Annotated in this window: 23 protein-coding genes and 1 pseudogene; 6 read left to right on the plus strand and 18 right to left on the minus strand. The window is 66.3% G+C overall.

All coding sequences use genetic code 11. The features are described from left to right. Positions 1 to 23: 23 nt before the first annotated feature. The 8 genes and pseudogenes from ACE3P0_RS04425 to ACE3P0_RS04460 form a co-directional block, all read right to left on the minus strand. Positions 24 to 596 carry an isochorismatase family protein gene (locus ACE3P0_RS04425; protein ID WP_374400230.1) on the minus strand — a complete coding sequence of 191 codons (573 nt, stop codon included), beginning with the start codon at positions 594 to 596 and terminating at the stop codon, positions 24 to 26. Between the two features lie 45 nt (positions 597 to 641). After that, the gene (locus ACE3P0_RS04430) at positions 642 to 1,439 is read right to left on the minus strand and encodes a hypothetical protein (RefSeq protein ID WP_374400232.1); all 798 of its coding nucleotides are present in this window, start codon (positions 1,437 to 1,439) and stop codon (positions 642 to 644) included. Positions 1,440 to 1,522: 83 nt separating this feature from the next. Next, on the minus strand, positions 1,523 to 1,816 hold the full coding sequence (locus ACE3P0_RS04435) for a hypothetical protein (protein ID WP_374400234.1): 294 nt from the start codon (positions 1,814 to 1,816) through the stop codon (positions 1,523 to 1,525). A gap of 66 nt (positions 1,817 to 1,882) precedes the next feature. After that, positions 1,883 to 3,058 carry a LanC-like protein gene (locus tag ACE3P0_RS04440; RefSeq protein ID WP_374400390.1) on the minus strand — a complete coding sequence of 392 codons (1,176 nt, stop codon included), beginning with the start codon at positions 3,056 to 3,058 and terminating at the stop codon, positions 1,883 to 1,885. Positions 3,059 to 3,112: 54 nt separating this feature from the next. Further along, on the minus strand, positions 3,113 to 3,457 hold the full coding sequence (locus ACE3P0_RS04445) for a glutathione S-transferase C-terminal domain-containing protein (RefSeq protein WP_374400236.1): 345 nt from the start codon (positions 3,455 to 3,457) through the stop codon (positions 3,113 to 3,115). 65 nt (positions 3,458 to 3,522) lie between these two features. Beyond that, a pseudogene (locus ACE3P0_RS04450) lies at positions 3,523 to 3,744 on the minus strand (glutathione S-transferase N-terminal domain-containing protein); the annotation flags it as partial. 33 nt (positions 3,745 to 3,777) lie between these two features. Next, positions 3,778 to 4,191: a YccF domain-containing protein gene (locus ACE3P0_RS04455; RefSeq protein WP_374400239.1), complete on the minus strand. Its 414-nt coding sequence runs from the start codon at positions 4,189 to 4,191 to the stop codon at positions 3,778 to 3,780. 25 nt (positions 4,192 to 4,216) lie between these two features. Further along, positions 4,217 to 4,399, minus strand: a complete 183-nt coding sequence (locus ACE3P0_RS04460; RefSeq protein ID WP_374400241.1) for a hypothetical protein — start codon at positions 4,397 to 4,399, stop codon at positions 4,217 to 4,219. 270 nt (positions 4,400 to 4,669) lie between these two features. Here ACE3P0_RS04460 and ACE3P0_RS04465 point away from each other — a divergent pair, with 270 nt between their 5' ends. After that, entirely contained in the window at positions 4,670 to 5,818 is a 1,149-nt protein-coding gene (locus ACE3P0_RS04465; protein ID WP_374400243.1) for a diguanylate cyclase domain-containing protein, read from the plus strand. Between the two features lie 39 nt (positions 5,819 to 5,857). Here the strand turns inward: ACE3P0_RS04465 and ACE3P0_RS04470 are convergent, their stop codons facing one another. Further along, complete coding sequence (locus tag ACE3P0_RS04470; RefSeq protein ID WP_374400245.1) at positions 5,858 to 6,040, minus strand: hypothetical protein; 183 nt, start codon at positions 6,038 to 6,040, stop codon at positions 5,858 to 5,860. Positions 6,041 to 6,288: 248 nt separating this feature from the next. On the opposite strand from ACE3P0_RS04470, the gene ACE3P0_RS04475 reads away from it, so the two are divergent. Further along, a complete protein-coding gene (locus ACE3P0_RS04475) occupies positions 6,289 to 7,659 on the plus strand; it encodes a TrpB-like pyridoxal phosphate-dependent enzyme (protein ID WP_374400247.1) in 1,371 nt (456 codons plus the stop codon). Here ACE3P0_RS04475 and ACE3P0_RS04480 read toward each other — a convergent pair. From ACE3P0_RS04480 to adh, 4 genes are all read right to left on the minus strand, one after another. After that, positions 7,605 to 8,141: a hypothetical protein gene (locus ACE3P0_RS04480; protein WP_374400248.1), complete on the minus strand. Its 537-nt coding sequence runs from the start codon at positions 8,139 to 8,141 to the stop codon at positions 7,605 to 7,607. The genes ACE3P0_RS04475 and ACE3P0_RS04480 overlap by 55 nt on opposite strands. A 144-nt stretch (positions 8,142 to 8,285) precedes the next feature. Beyond that, complete coding sequence (locus ACE3P0_RS04485) at positions 8,286 to 9,215, minus strand: LysR family transcriptional regulator ArgP (RefSeq protein ID WP_374400250.1); 930 nt, start codon at positions 9,213 to 9,215, stop codon at positions 8,286 to 8,288. 68 nt (positions 9,216 to 9,283) lie between these two features. Further along, positions 9,284 to 11,200, minus strand: coding sequence for a sigma-54-dependent Fis family transcriptional regulator (locus tag ACE3P0_RS04490; RefSeq protein ID WP_374400252.1), 1,917 nt, complete (start codon positions 11,198 to 11,200; stop codon positions 9,284 to 9,286). 349 nt (positions 11,201 to 11,549) lie between these two features. After that, a complete protein-coding gene (adh, locus tag ACE3P0_RS04495) occupies positions 11,550 to 13,070 on the minus strand; it encodes an aldehyde dehydrogenase (RefSeq protein ID WP_374400255.1) in 1,521 nt (506 codons plus the stop codon). A 521-nt stretch (positions 13,071 to 13,591) separates the two neighbouring features. Between adh and ACE3P0_RS04500 the strand changes: the two genes are divergently transcribed. Next, on the plus strand, positions 13,592 to 14,194 hold the full coding sequence (locus tag ACE3P0_RS04500) for a LysE/ArgO family amino acid transporter (protein ID WP_374400257.1): 603 nt from the start codon (positions 13,592 to 13,594) through the stop codon (positions 14,192 to 14,194). 39 nt (positions 14,195 to 14,233) lie between these two features. On the opposite strand, the gene ACE3P0_RS04505 is transcribed toward ACE3P0_RS04500, so the two are convergent. From ACE3P0_RS04505 to crcB, 3 genes are all read right to left on the minus strand, one after another. Next, positions 14,234 to 14,905 (minus strand): EF-hand domain-containing protein, encoded by a 672-nt coding sequence (locus ACE3P0_RS04505; protein WP_374400260.1) that lies wholly within the window; start codon positions 14,903 to 14,905, stop codon positions 14,234 to 14,236. Between the two features lie 265 nt (positions 14,906 to 15,170). Beyond that, positions 15,171 to 15,485, minus strand: a complete 315-nt coding sequence (locus ACE3P0_RS04510) for a DUF190 domain-containing protein (RefSeq protein ID WP_374400262.1) — start codon at positions 15,483 to 15,485, stop codon at positions 15,171 to 15,173. A 10-nt stretch (positions 15,486 to 15,495) separates the two neighbouring features. Beyond that, the gene (crcB, locus tag ACE3P0_RS04515) at positions 15,496 to 15,879 is read right to left on the minus strand and encodes a fluoride efflux transporter CrcB (RefSeq protein ID WP_374400265.1); all 384 of its coding nucleotides are present in this window, start codon (positions 15,877 to 15,879) and stop codon (positions 15,496 to 15,498) included. Between the two features lie 253 nt (positions 15,880 to 16,132). Here crcB and ACE3P0_RS04520 point away from each other — a divergent pair, with 253 nt between their 5' ends. After that, positions 16,133 to 16,699, plus strand: a complete 567-nt coding sequence (locus tag ACE3P0_RS04520) for a DUF2087 domain-containing protein (RefSeq protein ID WP_374400267.1) — start codon at positions 16,133 to 16,135, stop codon at positions 16,697 to 16,699. Here ACE3P0_RS04520 and ACE3P0_RS04525 read toward each other — a convergent pair. Next, positions 16,678 to 16,995, minus strand: a complete 318-nt coding sequence (locus ACE3P0_RS04525; protein WP_374400269.1) for a TfoX/Sxy family protein — start codon at positions 16,993 to 16,995, stop codon at positions 16,678 to 16,680. The genes ACE3P0_RS04520 and ACE3P0_RS04525 overlap by 22 nt on opposite strands. A 110-nt stretch (positions 16,996 to 17,105) precedes the next feature. Between ACE3P0_RS04525 and ACE3P0_RS04530 the strand changes: the two genes are divergently transcribed. Then, complete coding sequence (locus ACE3P0_RS04530; protein ID WP_374400271.1) at positions 17,106 to 17,618, plus strand: sigma-70 family RNA polymerase sigma factor; 513 nt, start codon at positions 17,106 to 17,108, stop codon at positions 17,616 to 17,618. Further along, positions 17,615 to 18,319, plus strand: coding sequence for a DUF3379 family protein (locus ACE3P0_RS04535; RefSeq protein ID WP_374400273.1), 705 nt, complete (start codon positions 17,615 to 17,617; stop codon positions 18,317 to 18,319). The genes ACE3P0_RS04530 and ACE3P0_RS04535 overlap by 4 nt, the downstream gene beginning before the upstream one ends. A gap of 62 nt (positions 18,320 to 18,381) precedes the next feature. Here the strand turns inward: ACE3P0_RS04535 and ACE3P0_RS04540 are convergent. Continuing rightward, a partial coding sequence (locus tag ACE3P0_RS04540; RefSeq protein WP_374400275.1) for an EAL domain-containing protein occupies positions 18,382 to 18,599 on the minus strand: 218 nt, incomplete at its 5' end.

Below are 18,599 nucleotides of genomic sequence, written 5' to 3' on the forward strand. Positions count from 1 at the left end.
TGCGTCACGCCTCGACCTGGCGGCTAGGTGACAAACGGCTGCGCGCGGAAGACGAGATCCGCAGCGTTGACCACGTTGTTCTTTCGACCGGGGTAGGAGAGCCAGCACATGGCCGTGTTCAAGTCTTCAATGATGGACTTGGCTTCAACCGTAGCGCCAGGGCCAAGCTGCATGTCCTCGGTTGTGTGCGCATCGCCAACCAGCGTGAGATCGAAGCCCCGCTCCAGTGCCCCATAGGCGGTTGCCCGAATACACCAGTTGCTGGCAGCGCCGGCCAGCACGATGTGCGCGACCTTGAGTTGGTCCAGCACTTCGAGCAGCGGCGTGTCTTCAAACGACGAGTTGAACTGCTTGTAAATTCTCGGCTCGCTGTCCATCGGCTGTAGCGGCTGAGCCCACTGCCACGCGGGCGTTTCGCGTTGCAGTTCCTCGTCGTGGTGCTGGACCCAGATCACGGGAGCACCTGCGGACCGAGCGCGCTCGACGGCAAGCGCGACGTTCTGAACGATACGATCCCGGTCGAATGCGTTTGCGACGACACCGACCTGCACATCGACTACAACAAGTGTGCTGTTAGAACCGGTACGCGTGGCCATGGATGTTGTCTCCTGCTGGATGGGCAGCCGCCCCCGATTCGGGCCTCAGTCTGCGGTAAGGGTGAAGGCCGCGGCGTCTCGAGAGCCGACGTATCGCGCCAGCAGTTTTTGGTCTGTGCCATCGTCGCGCATCGCGCGCAGCGTGCCGGTGAGTAACTTGAGGTCTTCCGGCGCGATGTTTGAGGTCCAGAAGGTCCAGCCGCCCGGCATCGGTGCGGCCGTGTGGATCGGGATCACCCAGATTCGATCGTTGAGCCGCGCATCGGTGGCCCATTGCCGATAGATGATCGAGAAGCCCGGCGTGGCGCCAACGCGACCTGCCGCGAACTTGCGCACGAGCGCATCGATCGAGTCGGATATGTCGATGCGGTTTGCCGGCAGAGGCGCGAGCAGCGCGTCAATATCCGGCCCGTAGTTGAGTCCGCGCACCAGTCCGACCGTTACATCGGGGTTTGCCAGCACGGCGCTCAAGCTCGCGCCTTCGCCTACCACGGCCTTGTTCAGCACGAGATCCATACGGATGCGGGTCATGCCAATCCAGAGCCGATCAGCCACTGCCTGGGGCGGCTTGCCACTGAACGGCATCATGGCGAGGCGCCCTTGCTGTGCGAGCACCTTTGCGCGCTGCCCCGGATACGCGGTGGCGACGAGCTTGCAGCCGGATCTCCGCTCGAGTTCGCGGATCTGGTCAATCGCGTAGCCTGCGAGTTGTCCGCCCTCGTCGTAGAAGGTCGAGTAGCCAAGGCTGACAACAGCCACCTCATAGTCGCGCAAGCACGCGGCTGCGGTTGCCGTCGCAAACAGAGCGAGCGCCACGGCGAGGCAGGGTCTGGCGATACGCATTTTCGGAATCTCGCGAACAGCGGCCCGGGCTGCTGCGGCGATCACGCCTAACCTGCTCGGACGATAGGCAGCGCGGCCCAACGCTACTTCCCGGTCATGCGCCGCATCGCGCGCTCGGTTTCCACCGTCGCGACGGTTGCCGCGAACTCGTGTTCGAAGGCCGCTATGAAAAGCCCCTTGATCGCATTCATGCGCTCGGCCGGGTCGCTGTTGCGTTCGATCAGGTCGGACACGCATAACTCGCGTGCGGCGAAGCCCATCGCGGCGATGCGCAACTCAAGCGTCAGGTTCTCATCGCTGTTGCTGGCGACGTAGATGAGATCGGTGAGCTGGGAGATGCGCTTGGCGATTTCGTCGGATGTGGGTTGCTGGGTCATCGGCGTGGGTCGGTCGTGCAGAGGAGATACGGTAACAGTAGCTGCAGATGCACGCTTCCGCACTGCTCACGCGTAGAACACATCCAGCGTCGGGAAGTCCGCGTCGCCGTGCAGGCAATCCCACAGGTAGATTGCAAAGCCGATCTCGCCGGTCCATAGCGAGTAGCGGCCGTGGCCGTAGCGATCGCGCTCGGCGGCGACCTGCTCGATGCCGTGCATCGCGAACGCGCGTGCGCGGTCCAGCCAGCGCGGGTCTCCGCTGCGCCGGTAGAGCTTCAGGAAGGCGTAGCCGTTGCCGCCGGTGCCGTGGCACAGGTTCGCGCCCTTGGTGAGGGGGCCGGCGCGCCAGATCGTTTCGCCGGCGGCGCGCAGCAGCTCGTCGAGTGCCGCGTCGGGGTGATCGGCGAGGCAGATCACGATACCCGGCGCGCCGTGGCAGAACTGCATCAGGTACAGGGGATCGCGTCCGGCTGGCGTGTCGAGGAAGACGCGCCAGTTCGCGAGCTCGCCGTCTCGGGTGACGCTGCGCTGCATGGTGTTTGCGATGCAGGCGAGCCAGGCCTCGCGTTCGGTCGGAGCGAGAAGATGAGCGCCGCGCAAGATCGGTGCCGCCGTGGCGACAAAACCATGCACGGCATCAAGGTAGTTCGTGCGCTGGCCATACAGGTCTTGCGTCCAGAACGCGCATTCGTGAATGTCTGACCATTCGAGCTGCGACCACAGCACCGCGGCCGTATCGCGAAAGCGCGCAGCCCAGCGTTCGTCGCGCGTGAGTTCGAACAGGCACAGCGCGGCCAGCAGCGTGCCCGGCGCACCCCACATCAGTTCGCGCGATGGGTGCTCGCGGTTGCCGTCGATCAGCTCGGCAAGCGCTTGGGCATCCGTTTCGCTGCGCGTGGCGCCGTACGCGAGCATGCGGATCGGTGTGTCGCCCATCAGGTAGGCGGCGAAGTCGTGGTTCTCGATGGATGCGAGCCACGCGCGGTTGTGTTCGCGCAAGGCGTCGAGCGTGTCGAGATAGTCGCGTTCAAGGCGGGCGGCGCCGCGTGCCTGCAGGTAGTGCAGCGCCCAGATCACGCCGCAGGCGCCGAAGTACAGCGTGGTGGAGGGCAGGTTCGGATCGTCGCCCGGCGCAAGGTCGCGCGGGTGCAGCGGCCAGTAGCGGCCCGGCGTGAAGTGCGACTCGGCGTCGCGGACGATTTCATCAATCGCCGCATGCGCGCGCGAGGCATCCCAGGAGATGGCGCGCCGGGTCGTACAGCATCGGCGCCTTGTCGCGGTGGTCGGATCGGTCGCTCATGGCGTGCCGTTGCGGCCATGCCGCATGAAGGCGGGGCGTTCGCTGAGGCGTTCGTAGTAGGCAGCGACAGCAGGGAAGACCGGCCGCGAGACCGGCGCTATCGGCGCTGCGAACCAGCGATGCACCGACAGGCCCAGCACCACATCGGCGAGCGTGAAGGTATCGCCCACCGCATAGGCACCGGTGCGCGCGAGCTGCTGCTCCAGGATGCCGATGTGGTGGTGCCAGGCCGCGACGCCGGCCGCGAGCCGTGTGGCGTCCTGATAGTCCGGGTGCTGGCGCACCAGCGACATGAAGGCATAGCGCCAGCTGTTGTTGAGTTCGGTGGCCTGCCAGTCCATCCACTTCTCGACCTGCGCGCGCGCTTGCGGCGTGGGGGCAGCAGGTCGTCGCGGCCATGTTGGGCGGCGAGGTAACGGCAGATGGTGTTCGATTCCCACAGCACGAAATCGCCGTCGCGGATCACCGGCACCATCGCGTTGGGGTTCAGCGCGCGGAATTCGGCCGTGTCGGTTGCGCGGAAACCGGCGCCCCAGTCCTCACGCACGAAGGGGATGCCGATCTCATCGCAGGTCCACAGCACCTTGCGCACGTTGATCGACGGCGCCTTGCCCAGAATCGTCAGCATGGGGTTGCTCCGCTAAGCGATGCGCTCATTGAATCAGCGCGCGGGCGCGCGGTCCAGCGGCACTACCGTCTTGCCGATCGGCGCCAGCGCGAGGCCGGCGAGTTTCAGGTGCTGCAGCCCGAAAGGGATGCCGATGATCGTGATGCAGCACAGCAGTGCGTGGAACAGGTGACCCAGCGCCAGCCACCAGCCGGCGAAGAGAAACCAGAGCACATTGCCGATCACGCCGGGGATGCCGGTGCCGACGTCCTCGCGCTGCGTGACGACGCGGCGATCCACCGCCTCGTTGCCGAAGGGCAGGAAGGCCAGCTGGCCGATCACGAAGCAGGCGCGGCCCCAGGGGATACCGACGATAGACAGGATGCAGATTGCACCGGCGAGAAACCAGCCCAGCGCCATCCACAAGCCGCCAAATACCAGCCATAACACGTTGCCGATCAGTCGCATGGGGGCCTCCGTTCCAGTCAGGGGTTCAGTCGCGGCTGTTGGCCACCAGGACCGGTGCTGCGTGTGCCGCGATGCCGCTTGCGGCGGCGTATTCCACCGACGGCATGCTCATCAGAAAGAGCGTACCGCCGATGCAGAAGGCGACGCCAGCGGTGGCGATCACGGCGGCAAGGGCGTGGGTGGCAACTCGGGGGGCGGTGGTTCTCATGGCGGTTTCCCTTTCTCTCTGCGTCGTCTTTCGATGACTGCAGATTGGACCTCGCCAAGTGAGGGCGCGAGCTTGCTGCGATGGGCTGCGGCGGCAGTGGCATGAACTGCGGATTGGCGCGATGAAGCGGGGCGGGGCGCGCTGGCTTGATCTGGCGCCCCGCCCGGTTTTGCCGCCTTGGGCGGGCGTGGGAGAATCACCGCGAACTCGCCACACGATCGACGCGCTGTAGCATCGAAGCACCTGCCACCGAAGGAGAGGGACAAACCGATGGCCGTGATGCATCCGCTGACTCTGAGGTTTCGCGACACGGCACTCGAAGACAGCTTCTTCGAGGCGACACGGGTGCGCACGCGTCAGCAGGGGCAGGCCGCCATCGTGGTCGGCATGTTCGTGTACCTCCTGCACGGCCTGCTCGACCGCTGGTTCGTTAGTGCCGATCTGGTCGCACAGCTGTGGGTCGCGCGTGGCACCGCGCTGTGTGTGCCGGCCGTGGTGCTGGTGTTCTCGCTGACGCGCTGGTTCGCACGCTCCTCGCACCTCGTGCTGGCGCTCGTCGGGCTCGCCGCCGGCGTCGGCCTGATCGCGATGCAGACCCATCTGCCGCTGGAAAGTGCGCCCTACTACTACCCAATGATGGTGGTGGTGACCTTCTACACCTACAACTTCGTCGGCACCCGTTTCATCTACGCGCTGGGCGTCGATCTGCTGATGCTGGTCGGCTACAACCTGTTCTTCGGCGCCCTGATGGGTTACCCGATGCATGTGCTGTTGGGACACGATTTTTTCATCGTGTCGGCCAACCTGATCGGCGGCTCGGCCGGCTATCTTGCCGAACGCCAGCGGCGCCTGTTGTTCCTGCGTGAGCGCATGCTTGATGAAGAGCGCCAGCATCACCTGGCCCGTTCGCTGCACGATGGCCTGACCGGCTTGCCCAACCGCGACCTGTTGTACGACCGTATTGCGCAGGCCATGTCCTCATCGCAACGCAATGGCCAGATCAACTGCGGCTTCTTCCTCGATCTCGATGGCTTCAAGCAGATCAATGACACGCTCGGCCACAAGATTGGCGATCAGGTGCTGCGCGAAGTGGGGAGCCGCCTGGTGGCGGCGGTGCGCGGCGTCGACACCGTGGCGCGCATCGGCGGTGACGAGTTCTTCGTCATTGCCCGTGACATCGCCAGCGAGGCGGATGCGAAAGCGCTGGCGCTCAAATTGCTCGATCAGATCAGTGCGCCGATGCATTCGATTGCGCCCGGCCTGCACACCGGCGCCAGCATCGGCCTGTGCCTGTTTCCCTACCCCGGCATGACGGTGGCCGACCTGATCCACCGCGCCGATGTGGCGATGTATCGCGTCAAGACGTCGGGCAAGGGCAACTACGCGATCGCCGGGGCGGCCGACAGCACCGCTGTGTAAGGCGTCGCGTGGCGCTCGGGGCGATACGGCCGTGCCGCCTCAGTCGTGGCTCGCGACCACTACAACCGGCGCCGATTGCGCGGCGAAGCTGTTCGCCGCTGCGTATTCGACCGGCGGCATGCTCATCAGGAACAGCGTACCGCCGATGCTGAAGCTCACGCCTGCGGCGGCGATCAGGGCTGCGATTGCGCGGGTGGCGATACGGGGGGCGGTGGTTTTCATGGTCTTGTCCTTCTCTCTCTGCGTCGTCTTGCGATGACTGCAGATTGAACCTCGCCGCGTCTTGTCGCGAGGGCGCTGAGATGGTCTGCAGCGGAAGCGGAATGAACTGCAGATTTGCGCGATGGATGGCGCGCGTTGGAAAGGCCATGAGGCAGGTCAGAGACGCGTCAGCGCCATCGGTCAGAATGCCTGCCGGCGCTGGCTTGGCCAGCGGATAACACGACAGCGAAACCGGAGGAGTGAGAAGGATGAGCGAAACGACGAAATTCCTGCTGAGCGAAGACCAGATGCCGAAGGACTGGTACAACATCGCCGCCGACCTGCCGGTGCCGCCGCCCGCACCGCTGCACCCGGCAACGCAGCAGCCGATCGGCCCGGCGGATCTCGCGCCGCTGTTCCCGATGGCGCTGATCGAGCAGGAAGTGTCGACCGAGCGCCGCATCGAGATCCCCGAGCCGGTGCGCGAGGTGCTGCGCCTGTGGCGCCCGAGCCCGCTGATCCGAGCACGGCGCCTGGAAAAAGTGCTCGGCACGCCGGCGAAGATTTACTTCAAGTACGAAGGCGTGTCGCCGGCCGGCAGCCACAAGCCCAACTCCGCCGTGCCGCAGGCCTGGTACAACGGCCAGGCCGGCGTGAAGAAGCTCGCCACCGAAACCGGCGCTGGTCAGTGGGGCAGCTCGCTCGCCTTTGCAGGCAGCCTGTTCGGGCTCGACATCACGATCTACCAGGTACGGGTGTCGTACGATCAGAAGCCCTACCGCCGCGCGCTGATGGAAACCTACGGCGCCCGCTGCGTTGCCTCGCCCAGCAACGAAACGCAATCGGGCCGGGCGGTGCTGGCGCAGAACCCGAACCACCTCGGCTCGCTCGGCATCGCGATTTCGGAAGCGGTGGAAATTGCCGCGCTGAATGAAGACACCAAGTACGCACTCGGTTCGGTGCTCAACCATGTGCTGCTGCACCAGACCATCATCGGCGAAGAAGCGATGCTGCAGCTGGAGATGGCGGGCGACGACCCGGATGTGGTGATCGGCTGCACCGGCGGCGGCAGCAACTTCGCCGGCATCGCCTTTCCCTTCATCGGCATGCAGCTGCGCGGCGGCGACAAGGTCAAGAAGCGCCGCATCGTGGCGGTGGAGCCGGCCGCCTGCCCCAGCCTCACGCGCGGCAAGTACGCCTACGACTTTGGCGACACCGCGCATCTGACGCCGCTGGTGAAGATGCACACGCTGGGCTCCACTTTCACGCCAGCCGGCTTCCACGCCGGTGGCCTGCGCTACCACGGCATGGCGCCGCTGGTCAGCCATGTGAAGGAGCTTGGCCTGATCGAGGCACGCGCCTATCACCAGACCGCCTGCTTCGAAGCTGGTGTGATGTTCGCGCGTGCCGAGGGCATCGTGCCCGCGCCGGAAGCCAACCACGCGGTGCGTTGCGCGATCGACGAAGCGCTGCGCTGCAAGGCGGAAGGCCGTGCCGAGACGATCCTGTTCAACCTTTCCGGGCACGGCCACTTCGACATGGCCGCCTACCAGAACTACCTCTCCGGTGGCCTGGTGGATCAGGACTACGACGAAGCCGAACTGGCGATGGCCTTGTCCGGTTTGCCCACAGTGGCCTGAGGCTGATGTGCGCCGGGGTGCAGCGAATGCATCCCGGGCAGCCCGATCGCCGCCTCGATTGCCGCCAGGTCGGCCACGCTGAGCGGCGGGTAGGGCGGTAGTTGGGCGCAGGGTGTTGCGTGGGGCGCGTAGCTGCCGCGGTCGCCGTGGAACACGCCGTGCACCATCAGCACCTCGGCCAGTGAGAGGCCGTCCTGCGGACGGCGTGCGGTGCGCGTCATCGATTCCACGTCCATCACGATCGACACCGCATGCAGTGCGTGTTCGTCCAGCCCCGTCTCGATGTAGCAGATCTGCCCTGCGCAGGGCAGCCCGTCGGCGTAGCGGAAATCGTGGCCGCGCAAGCGCAGGTGCAGCCCGAAGCGGCTGATGTGGTGGTAGTTGTATTCGGTCGCGCATTCCGTGCGCCCGAAGGCCGGGCCCCAGATCGATTCGATCAGGGCGGCGATTTCAAGCGTGTGGGCGGCATGGGTTTTCGGCATGGCTCGTGGCTCCTTGGCGAAGGCGCCGCGCAACGGTGTGCGCGGGATCTGCCTTGCAGCTTAGGGCGCTGGCCGAGCCAGGATTTGACCCGCCGGGCCGCCGCTGTGGAACGGCCGCCGCCGACAAACGAATGGCGCGGCCAGTCAGGCGCGCGGCGTTTTGCGTGCGGCGCGGGTCGGGGCCGGCATGGCTTCGAGCGCGTGCGCAGCGCCTTCCACCAGCGCCGCGCTCAGGGTGCTGACCAGTTCGGTCGCGAGGCCCCAGGTATGCCAGTACAGCGGCACGGTCAGCGGCGTGTTGGGCGTAATGTCGACCAGGCTGCCGCTTGCCAGCGCCTGCGCGCACTGCACTTCCGGCAGCAGCCCGTAGCCGTAACCGAGTTGCGCGGCGGCGAGGAAGGCCTCGTAAGCCGGCACGAAGTGGTTGGGGAAGTAGGGTTCCTTGATCCGCAAATGCCGCCGCAGGTGTTCAGTCAGCAGCGCGTCGCGCCGGTTGAACACCAGCGCGGGCGCGCGGTGGATCACCGTGCGATCCAGCCCGCGCGGCAGATGGCGTGCGATGAAGGCGGGCGAAGCGACGCAGCGGTAGCGCATCACGCCCAACGCCACCGAGCGGAAGCCGTGTGCCGGCGCCGGGTCGGAACTGATCGAGCCGATCACCTCGCCGTTGCGCAACCACTCCTGCGTGTGTTCCTGATCGTCGACGACGAAGTCGAGCATCGCAGCGTTGCGCTCAGCCCAAGGGGCCAGGGCCGGCAGCACCCAGGAGCCCAGGCTGTCCGCATTCACCGCGATGCGCACGCGGCCCCGCGACACCGTCTCCAGTAGCTCAGGCCATACATCCAGCGCCAGCAGTTGCGTTTGCCGCGCAAAGCGCAGCAGCGGCTGTGCGGCGGGCGTGGGCGTGACCGGGCGGGTGCGGAACAGCAGCGGCGCGCCGACCTGCTGTTCGAACTGCCGGATGCGCTGCGACACCGCGGACTGCGTGATGGACAGCGTGCGGGCGGCTTTCTCGAAGCTGCCTTCGGTGACCACCGCTTCCAGACATTCGAGCAGGGCGAAATCGATCTTCATTCGCCCAGTTTATTAGCGCGGCTTATGTTGGCGCAATCGGATCGGCCTGGCTAATTCACGGCTGGCGCTCAGTGGAGCTTGCGGTACAGCGTGGTGCGGCTGATGCCGAGCCGGCGCGCGGCGGCCGACACATTGCCGCCGGCGTCGGCGAGTGCGCGGCGCACGGCTTCACGTTCGATCTCGGCCAGCGCATCGGGTGTAGCGCTTACCGCGGTAAGCGTCGGTGGACGGGCGATGTCCTCGCGTAGATCGTCGGGCAGATGTTCGAAGCCGACGGTGGTTTCGCCCTCGTCGAGCAGCGCCACCGCCACGCGCAGCGCGTTGTGCAACTGGCGCAGGTTGCCGGGCCACGCATAAGCGGCGAAGGCGCGCAGTACTTCGTCTTGAACACCGATTGCGAGGCCACCCGATACATCACGCAACAGGCGCGTCACCAGTTGCGGCAAGTCGCTGCGCTCGCGCAGCGCCGGCAGTTGCAGCGCGAGGCCGTTGATGCGGTAGTACAGGTCTTCGCGGAAGCCGCCGGCCGCCACTTCGTCGCGCAGCCGCCGGTGCGTGGCGCAGATCAGGCGCAGGTCCACCGCGATCGTGCGGTCGCCGCCCAGCGGGCTCACGCAGCGTTCCTGCAGCACCCGCAGCAGGCGCGCCTGCAGCGCCAGCGGCATGTCGCCGATCTCGTCGAGGAACAGCGTGCCGCCGTTGGCTTGCTGGATGCGGCCGGTTGCGCCTTCGCGCCGCGCGCCGGTGAAGGCGCCGGGCTCGTAGCCGAACAGCTCGGATTCGATCAGCAATTCCGGGATTGCCGCACAATTCAGCGCGACGAAAGGGGCGCCGCTGCGTGGCCCGGCTTCGTGCAGCGCGCGGGCGAGCATCTCCTTGCCGGCGCCGGATTCACCCTGAATCAGGATCGGAATGTCGTGCGCCAGCACCTTGCGTGCGCGGGCGACCAGCGCGGCCATCGTCGCGTCGCCAGCGGCAAGTTCGTCGAGATCCGGCGCATGGCGGCGCGGCAGCGGGGCGGCACGAGGCCGAGCCGCAGCGGTGGTCGGCGTTGGCAGCTCGCCACGCAGCCTTGCGTAAACCCGCAAGCCGCCGCGGGCATCGAGTTCGTGCAGTGCGGCGGGGTGACGGCGGGCGCTATCGAGCAGCCGGGCGAGCGGTTGCTCGAACAGTTGTGCAAAGCCGAGACCGTCCAGCGCGCGCCGGCGCAAGCCGAGTATCGCGAGTGCGGCCGGGTTGGCGCCGAGCACCGCACCGTCTTCGCGGATCGCGATGACGCCTTCGCCGAGCACGCCGACGTAGTCGACCTCCGGATGGAAGGCGAGAAGCAGATGGCGCGAGAAATCCGCTTCGAACAGGCGCTGCTCGATCCACTGCGCCGCCATGCGCGCGAGCCCCAGCGTGTGGGGCTGGTAGGCGCGGTAGTCGCCGGAGATGTCGAACACACCGACGAGCCGGCCGGTGGGGTCGAACAGCGGGGCTGCACTGCAGGTGAGTTGCGTGTTGTGCGCGAGGAAGTGTTCGCCGCCGACAATCTCCAGCGCGCGTGAGGTGGCGAGTACGGTGCCGATCGCGTTGGTGCCGCGCTGCGCTTCGCTCCAGTCCGCGCCGGGGCACAGCGCGACGCGCTCGGCGCGCGAGAGGAAATCGGCGTCGCCGAGCGAGCGCAGGATCAGCCCGTTGGCGTCGGCGAGGATCAGTGTTGAAGCGCTGTCGCGGATCTGCCGCGCGACGGTGTCGATCACCGGCTGCGCCAGCGCGATCAGCTGGCCGTTGCGTTCATGCGCTTCACGCAGGCGCGGCTGTGCAACCAGTGCGGGCGGTTTCGGCAGGTTGGGCGACAGGCCGGCCGCGCTGCTGCGCTGCCACGAGGCGAGCACTTCCTCGCCAACCAGCGTTTCTGGCGGCTCGCCCTGCACGAAGGCCATTTCGCGCGCCTGCGCGATGCGCTGGCGGTGAGCATCGAGCGTGGCAGGCAGGGGCATGGCATCACCTCGTGGCGGATCTGGGGCAGGCAGCATGGTCGCTCAAACCTTCGCGCAGCTTACGAGCCCGCGTCCGCACTGCCGCGGCCGCCTTCGGGCTGGCGGCCGAACTCGCCACGCGGATCGATGGCTGCAGAAAAAAAGAGGGGCGACAAGTCGCCCCACAAGGGAGGGATGGAGCATCCCGATTCGAGTTTTCGCCGCGCAACAGCCGCGGCTCTTCCAGCGAGAGTCCGTCGATCGGCGTCGCGAGCGCGGCGAGGTCGGGAGGAGGAGCGCAGCCGTACAAGTGGTACGGCGAGCACCGCAGTCCCGAGATCGCCGTGCGCAGCAGCCGAGCGGCGGATTCTCAGAAGAAGCCCAGGGCCTTGGGGGAGTAGCTCACGAGCAGGTTCTTCGTCTGCTGGTAGTGGTCCAGCATCATCTTGTGCGTTTCGCGCCCGATGCCTGATTCCTTGTAGCCGCCGAAGGTCGCGTGCGCCGGGTAGGCGTGGTAGCAGTTGGTCCACACGCGGCCGGCCTTGATGCCGCGGCCCATGCGGTAGGCGGTGTTGGCATCGCGCGTCCACACGCCGGCGCCGAGTCCGTAGACCGTGTCGTTGGCGATCGCGAGCGCCTCGGCTTCGTCCTTGAAGGTGGTCACGGCGACGACCGGGCCGAAGATCTCCTCCTGGAAGATGCGCATCTTGTTGTGGCCGCGGAACATCGTCGGCTGGATGTAGTAGCCCTCTGCCAGCTCGCCGCCAAGCTGCGCGCGGTCGCCGCCGATCAGGCAGCTCGCCCCTTCCTGCTTGCCGAGCGCGAGGTAGCTCTGGATCTTGTCCATCTGCATCTGCGAGGCCTGCGCGCCCATCATGGTCGCTGCATCGAGCGGGTTGCCCTGCTTGATTGCACGCACCCGTGCCAGCACGCGGTCCATGAACTCGTCGTACATTGATTCGTGGATCAGCGCGCGCGAGGGGCAGGTGCACACCTCGCCCTGGTTGAAGGCGAACAGCACGAGGCCCTCGATCGCCTTGTCGAGGAAGTCGTCGTCCTTAGCCGCGACGTCGGCGAAGAAGATGTTGGGCGACTTGCCGCCCAGCTCCAGCGTCGCCGGGATCAGGTTGCCGGCGGCGGCCTGGGCAATCAGCTTGCCGGTGGCGGTGCTGCCGGTGAAGGCGATCTTCGCGATGCGCTTGCTCGTTGCGAGTGGCATGCCGGCTTCCTTGCCGTAGCCGTTGACGACGTTGAGCACGCCGGGCGGCAGCAGGTCGGCGATCAATTCCACCAGCACCAGGATGCTCACCGGCGTCGATTCGGCCGGCTTCAACACCACGCAGTTGCCGGCCCCCAGCGCCGGCGCGATCTTCCACGCCGCCATCAGGATCGGGAAGTTCCACGGGATGATCTGGCCGACCACGCCCAGCGGCTCATGGAAGTGGTAGGCGATGGTGTTCTCGTCGATCTCGCTGATCGAGCCTTCCTGCGCGCGCAGCACGCCGGCGAAGTAGCGGAAGTGATCGACCGCGAGCGGGATGTCGGCGTTCAGCGTTTCGCGGATCGCCTTGCCGTTGTCGACCGTCTCGGCGTAGGCAAGGCGCTCGAGGTTGGCCTCGATGCGTTCGGCGATCTTCAGCAGGATGTTCGAGCGCTCGGCCGGCGAGGTGCGGCCCCACTTTTCGGCGGCGGCGTGCGCGGCGTCCAGCGCGAGGTTGACGTCCTCCTCGGTCGAGCGCGCGGCCTGGCAGAAGGGCTTGCCGGTGATCGGCGTGATGTTGTCGAAGTACTCGCCACGCACCGGCGGCACCCACTTGCCACCGATGAAGTTGTCGTAACGCTGCTTGAACGCGACGGGCGCGCCGGCCTGGCCGGGAAGGGCGTAGCTCATGGTCTGTCTCCTCCTGTTGTAGGTGTGCGGGCGATTGCTTCGCCTCGGAGATCCCTTCTGCAGTGCCCGTGCCAGGCTTCGTGGCGGCGTTGCCGGATCGCCCGAAAACCCAAGCCGTGCGGGCTTCTCAAGCAAACCGGCGTGAGCTAAGCGTTGAGGGTGGCAGGTGCTACGAGTGTCCAGTTTTGAAACACAGGCTGTTCCAGGGCGGAACACCTGATGTGCCGGAACTCGCGCGTCGCCGCGCTGAGCGACGGCGCAAGGCGGGCCTAAAGACGGCCGATTCTGAGTATTAACGTTGCTAATGGTTGATCTGTAAATTTCAGATCGCTAATTCGATGCTGCTTTGGCCGCTATCCTTTGTATCGCGGTCCGACAAAGGTTCCGCGAGTGCCCACGCAGTCGATACGTCCGCACACCGACCCGGTGCCGGTCGCAGCGTTGCCGCCTCTCCTTGCTGCCTCGCGCGGCTGCGGGCGTATCGACGGGCCTCGATAACAAGCAGAGCGATCAGGTGCAGCATGAACACCCACGTCATCCTTCAAGGTTTCCTCGTCACCGCCGGCCTCATCATGGCGATCGGCGCGCAGAACGCGCATGTACTGAAGATGGGCCTTACGCGACAGCATGTGCTGCCGACGATCCTGGTCTGTGCGCTGTCCGATGCCTTCCTGATCGGGCTCGGCGTGACCGGCATGGGCAAGGTGATCGAGCACTTCCCCGTTGCGGTGGAAGTGGCGACCTGGGGCGGTGCGGCCTTCCTGTTGTGGTACGGCCTGCGCTCACTGCGCTCGGCCTTCAGCGCGCACGCGCTGACGCCGACCGACGCGCCGACTATGCCGCTGAAGCAGGCAATCGTGCTGGTGCTCGGCTTCACCTACCTGAACCCGCATGCCTATCTCGACACGATCGTGCTGATTGGTTCGATCGGCGGGCGCGAGCATGGGCTGGACCGGGTCGGCTTCTGGCTCGGCTGCATTGCCGCGTCGGTCAGCTGGTTCATGCTGCTCGGCTATGGCGCGCGCTGGCTGGCACCGTTGTTCGCCAAGCCGGCCTCGTGGCGGGTGCTCGATGCGATGATCGGCGTCGGCATGGGGATCATCGCGATCTCGCTGCTGCGCTGAACCACCGGGGCGCTGCGGCACCCCGGCGTTTGCCGCGCATCAGGCCTGCGTCGACAGCAGGCTGGCGACGGCGGCGCTGTTCTGCTCGCTGCCGAAATTGCCGTAGGCGTGCGCCAGTTGCAGGATCTTCGCCATCAACTGCGCTTCACCGTTGGCCTGCGCGTTCGTGCTGCGGGTGTCGGTGCTGCTGCTGTCGCTGGTCTGCGTCGACTTGTCGTAGGCCATCGCTTCCTTGAAGCTGACCTTGCCGTCGCCATCGGTGTCCGCCTTGTCGAAGTTGCTGACGATCTTGTTCAGCAATTCAGAGCGCTTGCTGTCGCTGCTGCCGATTTCCTCGAGCTGACTGCTCAGCTGGTCTTTCGTGAAGCCGGCGTCGTCCTTCGGCGGCGGGGGCGGCATGCCACCTGCGCCGCCGGGCCCGCCTGCGCCACCCATGCGTGAGCTCATCAATTGCTGATCGAGCTGCGCGGCGAGGTTTTCGATCGCGGTGGAGAACTCGTCTTTCGTGACCTTGCCGTCGCTGTCGCTGTCGAACTGCTTGAAGACTTCGGCTGCGTCGATATCGCTGCGCTTGCCGCGCGCCTGGTCGACGAGGCTGAACGCGGTCGTCAGGTCATCTTGCGAGATGTAGCCCTGCTGGCGGGTATCGATCTTCGAAAACAGCGCACTGGCGAACTGGCTGGCGCCGGATGAAATGCCGCTGATGCTCATGCTGTGCTCCTCCGTGTAGGTTGCCGCGCCTGTGATGGGCGGCCGCTGCCGGGCGGGCAGTCATGACCTGTACACGCCAGTTCCACACCAGAATGCAGTCATGGTTATTACCAGATGCGTACGGTGCGGTTGCAACTGACGCCGGGGTTTCGGCGAGGGGGCTGAGCTAAGGGGAGTGGCTGGGGCGCGCGGCAGCGGCAAGATCTGCCGCCGTGCCGGCAAGAAGGTGTAACCCCCGGCAGGCAGTGCCGCCGGGGGCAATCGATCAATCGGTAGTGCTGCCGAATTCAACCGGGATGCGCACGTAGAAGAGCTTGACCCCCTCTTCGCGCACGCGCGCCATCATGCGGTCCGCGTCTTCCGGCGAGACGGCCATCGACACTTCCACCGGCTGATCGGCGAGCTCGAAAAAGTGCGCCGCGTGCAGCCGGCCAGCACGGCCGAAACCTTCCGCCGCATGCAGCAGCGTTGCGCCGGAAACGCCCAGCCGGCGCGCTTCTTCGAGCAGCCACTCGGCGAGCGGGCGGCCGCGGTGCTTGCGGTTCTGTTCGGTGTAGAAGTTCAGCAGCACGCCTTGCATGGTGGTCTCCTTACAAGCGTTTGAGCAGCCCAACGCTGGCCATGCCGGCGAGCGTCATCAACAGCGAACCGGCCACGTGAATCGACACCGCGCCGAGCGCCCAGCTGAGGCGGCCCTGTTGCAGCAGCGTCGTGACTTCGGCTGAAAAGGTGGAGAAGGTCGTCAGGCCACCGAGAAAGCCGGTGATCACGAACAGCCGCCATTCCGGGGCGAGGCCTGGTTGGTCGGCGAAGAACACGATTGCCACGCCGATCAGATAGCCGCCGATCAGGTTGGCGGCCAGCGTGCCCGGCGGCACGGTCGGGAACAGCGCATTCAGCGAGGTGCCGAGCAGCCAGCGCAATACCGCACCGGCGGCGGCGCCAACGCTGATCGCAAGAATCGAATACAGCATGCAAGCTCCGTCAGATCAGGCCCGTAGCGCGTGGGCCTCGCGCCGATTGTACTGCGGCGGTCGGCGGATCAGGCTTGCGGGGCAGGGCGGCAGGCGGCATACTCCGGCCCCGGTCGGCAGATCACCGAGGCGTCGCCCCCGCAAGGGAAGCTAAACCTGCCACGTACCACACCCTGACGCGCGTCCTGTGCCGCGTCGGAACGGCGACCACCGACACCCCGCATCCGGGGCCGGCACGATGAAAGGATTGATCGTGTCCCGTACTACCCTGCCTTACTACGCCGACGACATCTCGGCACTCGCTCGTTCGCTCGCTCGCCAGCTTGCCGAGATCGACGGCCCGCCCGGCCATCTGCAGTTGCTCAACGCACTGTCGCGTGCCACCGGCTACCGCAATTTCCAGAGCTACCGCGCCGAACATCGCCACACGGTGCCTACCGCGCGCCCGCAGCCTGAAGCACCGCCCCCGCCGAAGGACCAGACAGCCTTGCTGCGCTACTTTGATGCGAGCGGTCGCCTGCTGCGTTGGCCCACCAAAGCCGGCCACCGCTTGCCCTGCGTGCTGGGCGTGTGGGGGCAACTGCCGGCACGCATCGCGATGAACGAGCGCGAAGTGAACGGCTGGATCCAGGCCGCGCTGGGTTTCGAGGACTATGTGCTGATCCGGCGCGAGTTGGTGAACCACGGTCTGCTGGCCCGCACGCCGGATGGCCGCGTCTATCGCCGCGTCGAGCAACCGGTACCGGAAGCCCATGCGGCGCTGGTGTCGGATATCTGTCGCCGCGCGCGGCCACTTGCTCAGGGCGTGTCGGTTTCCTGATTCGATAGCACCTTGCGCGCTTCTGCGATGGCCTCGATCTGCATCAGCAGGTCGAGGCGGTCGTTCCGCGCCACATCGCGCCAGTCGCGGCCCTCAAGCGCTCCGACCAGCGCCCACAGCAGATTCAGGCTTGCGGGCTGGCCGCAGCGCCGCACGTCGTCCCATGCGCGCACGGCGCCGCGCGCCGACAGGTCCGCGATCGAGTGAATGCCCGCCGCAGCCAGCATCTCGCGCGAGCGCGGACCAAGGTTGCGCAAGGCATCAGGCGTGGCTTTGGGCGGAGCTGTGGGTGACATGGCCGCAGTTTAGGCGGCAAATTGCCTTGCTGCCCCGACCGCATTGATCGCTCGATGTAAGGTTTGCGGTCGGACTCCGGTCTGCTCGAGCGGAACCTACTGGAAGCGCCATGCTGCTAATGCTTCGCCAACGCCATTTCGAACGTGTGGTCCGTGCTTACAGCGCGGACCTATACCGCTTCGCCTTCTGGCTCTGCCGCGACCGCTTCGTTGCCGAGGAGCTGGTTCAGGAGACCTGCACCCGCGCGTGGAACGCGTGGGAAAGGCTGCGCGACAAGGATAATCCGAAGCCCTGGCTGCTACAGATCCTGCGCAACGAGCATGCACGGCTCTACGAGCGCAAGCAGTTCGACTATGCCGACGAAGCGCCGGAAGATCTCGACCTGCCGGCCGAGCATTCGCCAATCGCGCTCTACGAAATGGAGCAGTTGATCGGCAGCTTGCCGCTATCGCTGCGCGAGCCCTTTCTGCTACAGACCCTGGGCGGATTCTCGTGTGCAGAAATCGCGCAGCAACTGGAAACCACCGAAGGGGCCATCATGGTTAGGCTGACCCGCGCGCGCCAGGCGCTGCGCGGTTTGCTGGAGGGCACGCCGGCCGATCAGAAAAGAGGACACGCATGAACGCGCCCACTGAAATGAACTGCCTCGCGTACCGGCGCGCGAAACTCGCCGATCCGCAACGCATCTCCGCCGAAGCCCGCGCCCACGAGGCCGGCTGCGACGCTTGCCGCCTGTTTGCGCGCCGCATCGACGCACAGGAGGCGCGCATCGCCCGTGTGCTGGATGTGCCGGTGCCGGAGGGTCTCGACGAGCGCATCCTGCTCGCCGTCAGCGGCCGCCGCCAGATGCCCTGGCGTGCCTGGGCGATGGCGGCGTCGGTGGTGCTGAGCATCGGGCTTGGTGTTTCGGTGTGGCAGGGGCACGGCCGTTACGACGCGCCGCGTTTTGCGATCGAGCATGTGATGCACGAGCCGGAATCCTTCACCACCGCGCGCTTGGCCGACCCCGATCAGTTCCGCGCAGTGCTCGCGCATTTCGGCGGCGAGCTGACACACTCGCTCGGTCATGTGCGCTACATGAAGCTGTGCCCGGGCCCCGAAGGTACCGGCTGGCATGTGGTGCTGGATACCGACAAGGGCATGGTGTCGCTGTTCCTGATTCCGGGTGACAAGGTGCATGTGCCACAGACTGGCACGATGCAGGGCTACCGCGCGCTTGCCGAACCCGCCGGGCGCGGGCATATCGCGATCGTGGCCGAAAACGATGCGGCTGTTGCGGCGATGGCGGCTGCGGTGCGCGACAACGTGCGCTGGAAGATCTGAGGCGCCATGAAAAACGCCCGCGCGGCTTGGCCGGGCGGGCGTTCTGTAGCTCGGACAGGGCTTCAGGCGGACTTCATCGCACGCGGCCAGCCGCGTTTGGTCCACTCGATGAAGTCGGCGGCAGGCAGCGGGCGTGCGAACAGAAAGCCCTGCATCGCCTTGCAGCCGCGCCGCGCCAACGCAGCGGCCTGCGCTTCGGTTTCGACCCCCTCGGCGACCACTGCGAGGCCCAGTTCCTGCGACATCGCCATCACCGCCGACGTGATCGCGGCATCCGAGC

Origin of the sequence: Niveibacterium sp. (assembly GCF_041909475.1) — a bacterium.
In the GTDB taxonomy this organism is placed as follows: Bacteria; Pseudomonadota; Gammaproteobacteria; order Burkholderiales; family Rhodocyclaceae; genus Niveibacterium.

What these genes read in the sequence shown, in the direction of transcription:
- ACE3P0_RS04500 (WP_374400257.1), top strand. Translation starts at nt 13,592, where the DNA reads ATGAACACCCACGTCATCCTTCAAGGTTTCCTCGTCACCGCCGGCCTC.
- ACE3P0_RS04525 (WP_374400269.1), bottom strand. Translation starts at nt 16,995, where the DNA reads ATGTCACCCACAGCTCCGCCCAAAGCCACGCCTGATGCCTTGCGCAAC.
- ACE3P0_RS04435 (WP_374400234.1), bottom strand. Translation starts at nt 1,816, where the DNA reads ATGACCCAGCAACCCACATCCGACGAAATCGCCAAGCGCATCTCCCAG.
- ACE3P0_RS04465 (WP_374400243.1), top strand. Translation starts at nt 4,670, where the DNA reads ATGGCCGTGATGCATCCGCTGACTCTGAGGTTTCGCGACACGGCACTC.
- ACE3P0_RS04460 (WP_374400241.1), bottom strand. Translation starts at nt 4,399, where the DNA reads ATGAGAACCACCGCCCCCCGAGTTGCCACCCACGCCCTTGCCGCCGTG.
- ACE3P0_RS04480 (WP_374400248.1), bottom strand. Translation starts at nt 8,141, where the DNA reads ATGCCGAAAACCCATGCCGCCCACACGCTTGAAATCGCCGCCCTGATC.
- ACE3P0_RS04470 (WP_374400245.1), bottom strand. Translation starts at nt 6,040, where the DNA reads ATGAAAACCACCGCCCCCCGTATCGCCACCCGCGCAATCGCAGCCCTG.
- ACE3P0_RS04485 (WP_374400250.1), bottom strand. Translation starts at nt 9,215, where the DNA reads ATGAAGATCGATTTCGCCCTGCTCGAATGTCTGGAAGCGGTGGTCACC.
- ACE3P0_RS04455 (WP_374400239.1), bottom strand. Translation starts at nt 4,191, where the DNA reads ATGCGACTGATCGGCAACGTGTTATGGCTGGTATTTGGCGGCTTGTGG.
- ACE3P0_RS04535 (WP_374400273.1), top strand. Translation starts at nt 17,615, where the DNA reads ATGAACGCGCCCACTGAAATGAACTGCCTCGCGTACCGGCGCGCGAAA.
- ACE3P0_RS04445 (WP_374400236.1), bottom strand. Translation starts at nt 3,457, where the DNA reads ATGGACTGGCAGGCCACCGAACTCAACAACAGCTGGCGCTATGCCTTC.
- ACE3P0_RS04430 (WP_374400232.1), bottom strand. Translation starts at nt 1,439, where the DNA reads ATGCGTATCGCCAGACCCTGCCTCGCCGTGGCGCTCGCTCTGTTTGCG.
- ACE3P0_RS04510 (WP_374400262.1), bottom strand. Translation starts at nt 15,485, where the DNA reads ATGCAAGGCGTGCTGCTGAACTTCTACACCGAACAGAACCGCAAGCAC.
- ACE3P0_RS04490 (WP_374400252.1), bottom strand. Translation starts at nt 11,200, where the DNA reads ATGCCCCTGCCTGCCACGCTCGATGCTCACCGCCAGCGCATCGCGCAG.
- ACE3P0_RS04505 (WP_374400260.1), bottom strand. Translation starts at nt 14,905, where the DNA reads ATGAGCATCAGCGGCATTTCATCCGGCGCCAGCCAGTTCGCCAGTGCG.
- crcB (WP_374400265.1), bottom strand. Translation starts at nt 15,879, where the DNA reads ATGCTGTATTCGATTCTTGCGATCAGCGTTGGCGCCGCCGCCGGTGCG.
- ACE3P0_RS04475 (WP_374400247.1), top strand. Translation starts at nt 6,289, where the DNA reads ATGAGCGAAACGACGAAATTCCTGCTGAGCGAAGACCAGATGCCGAAG.
- ACE3P0_RS04425 (WP_374400230.1), bottom strand. Translation starts at nt 596, where the DNA reads ATGGCCACGCGTACCGGTTCTAACAGCACACTTGTTGTAGTCGATGTG.
- ACE3P0_RS04530 (WP_374400271.1), top strand. Translation starts at nt 17,106, where the DNA reads ATGCTGCTAATGCTTCGCCAACGCCATTTCGAACGTGTGGTCCGTGCT.
- adh (WP_374400255.1), bottom strand. Translation starts at nt 13,070, where the DNA reads ATGAGCTACGCCCTTCCCGGCCAGGCCGGCGCGCCCGTCGCGTTCAAG.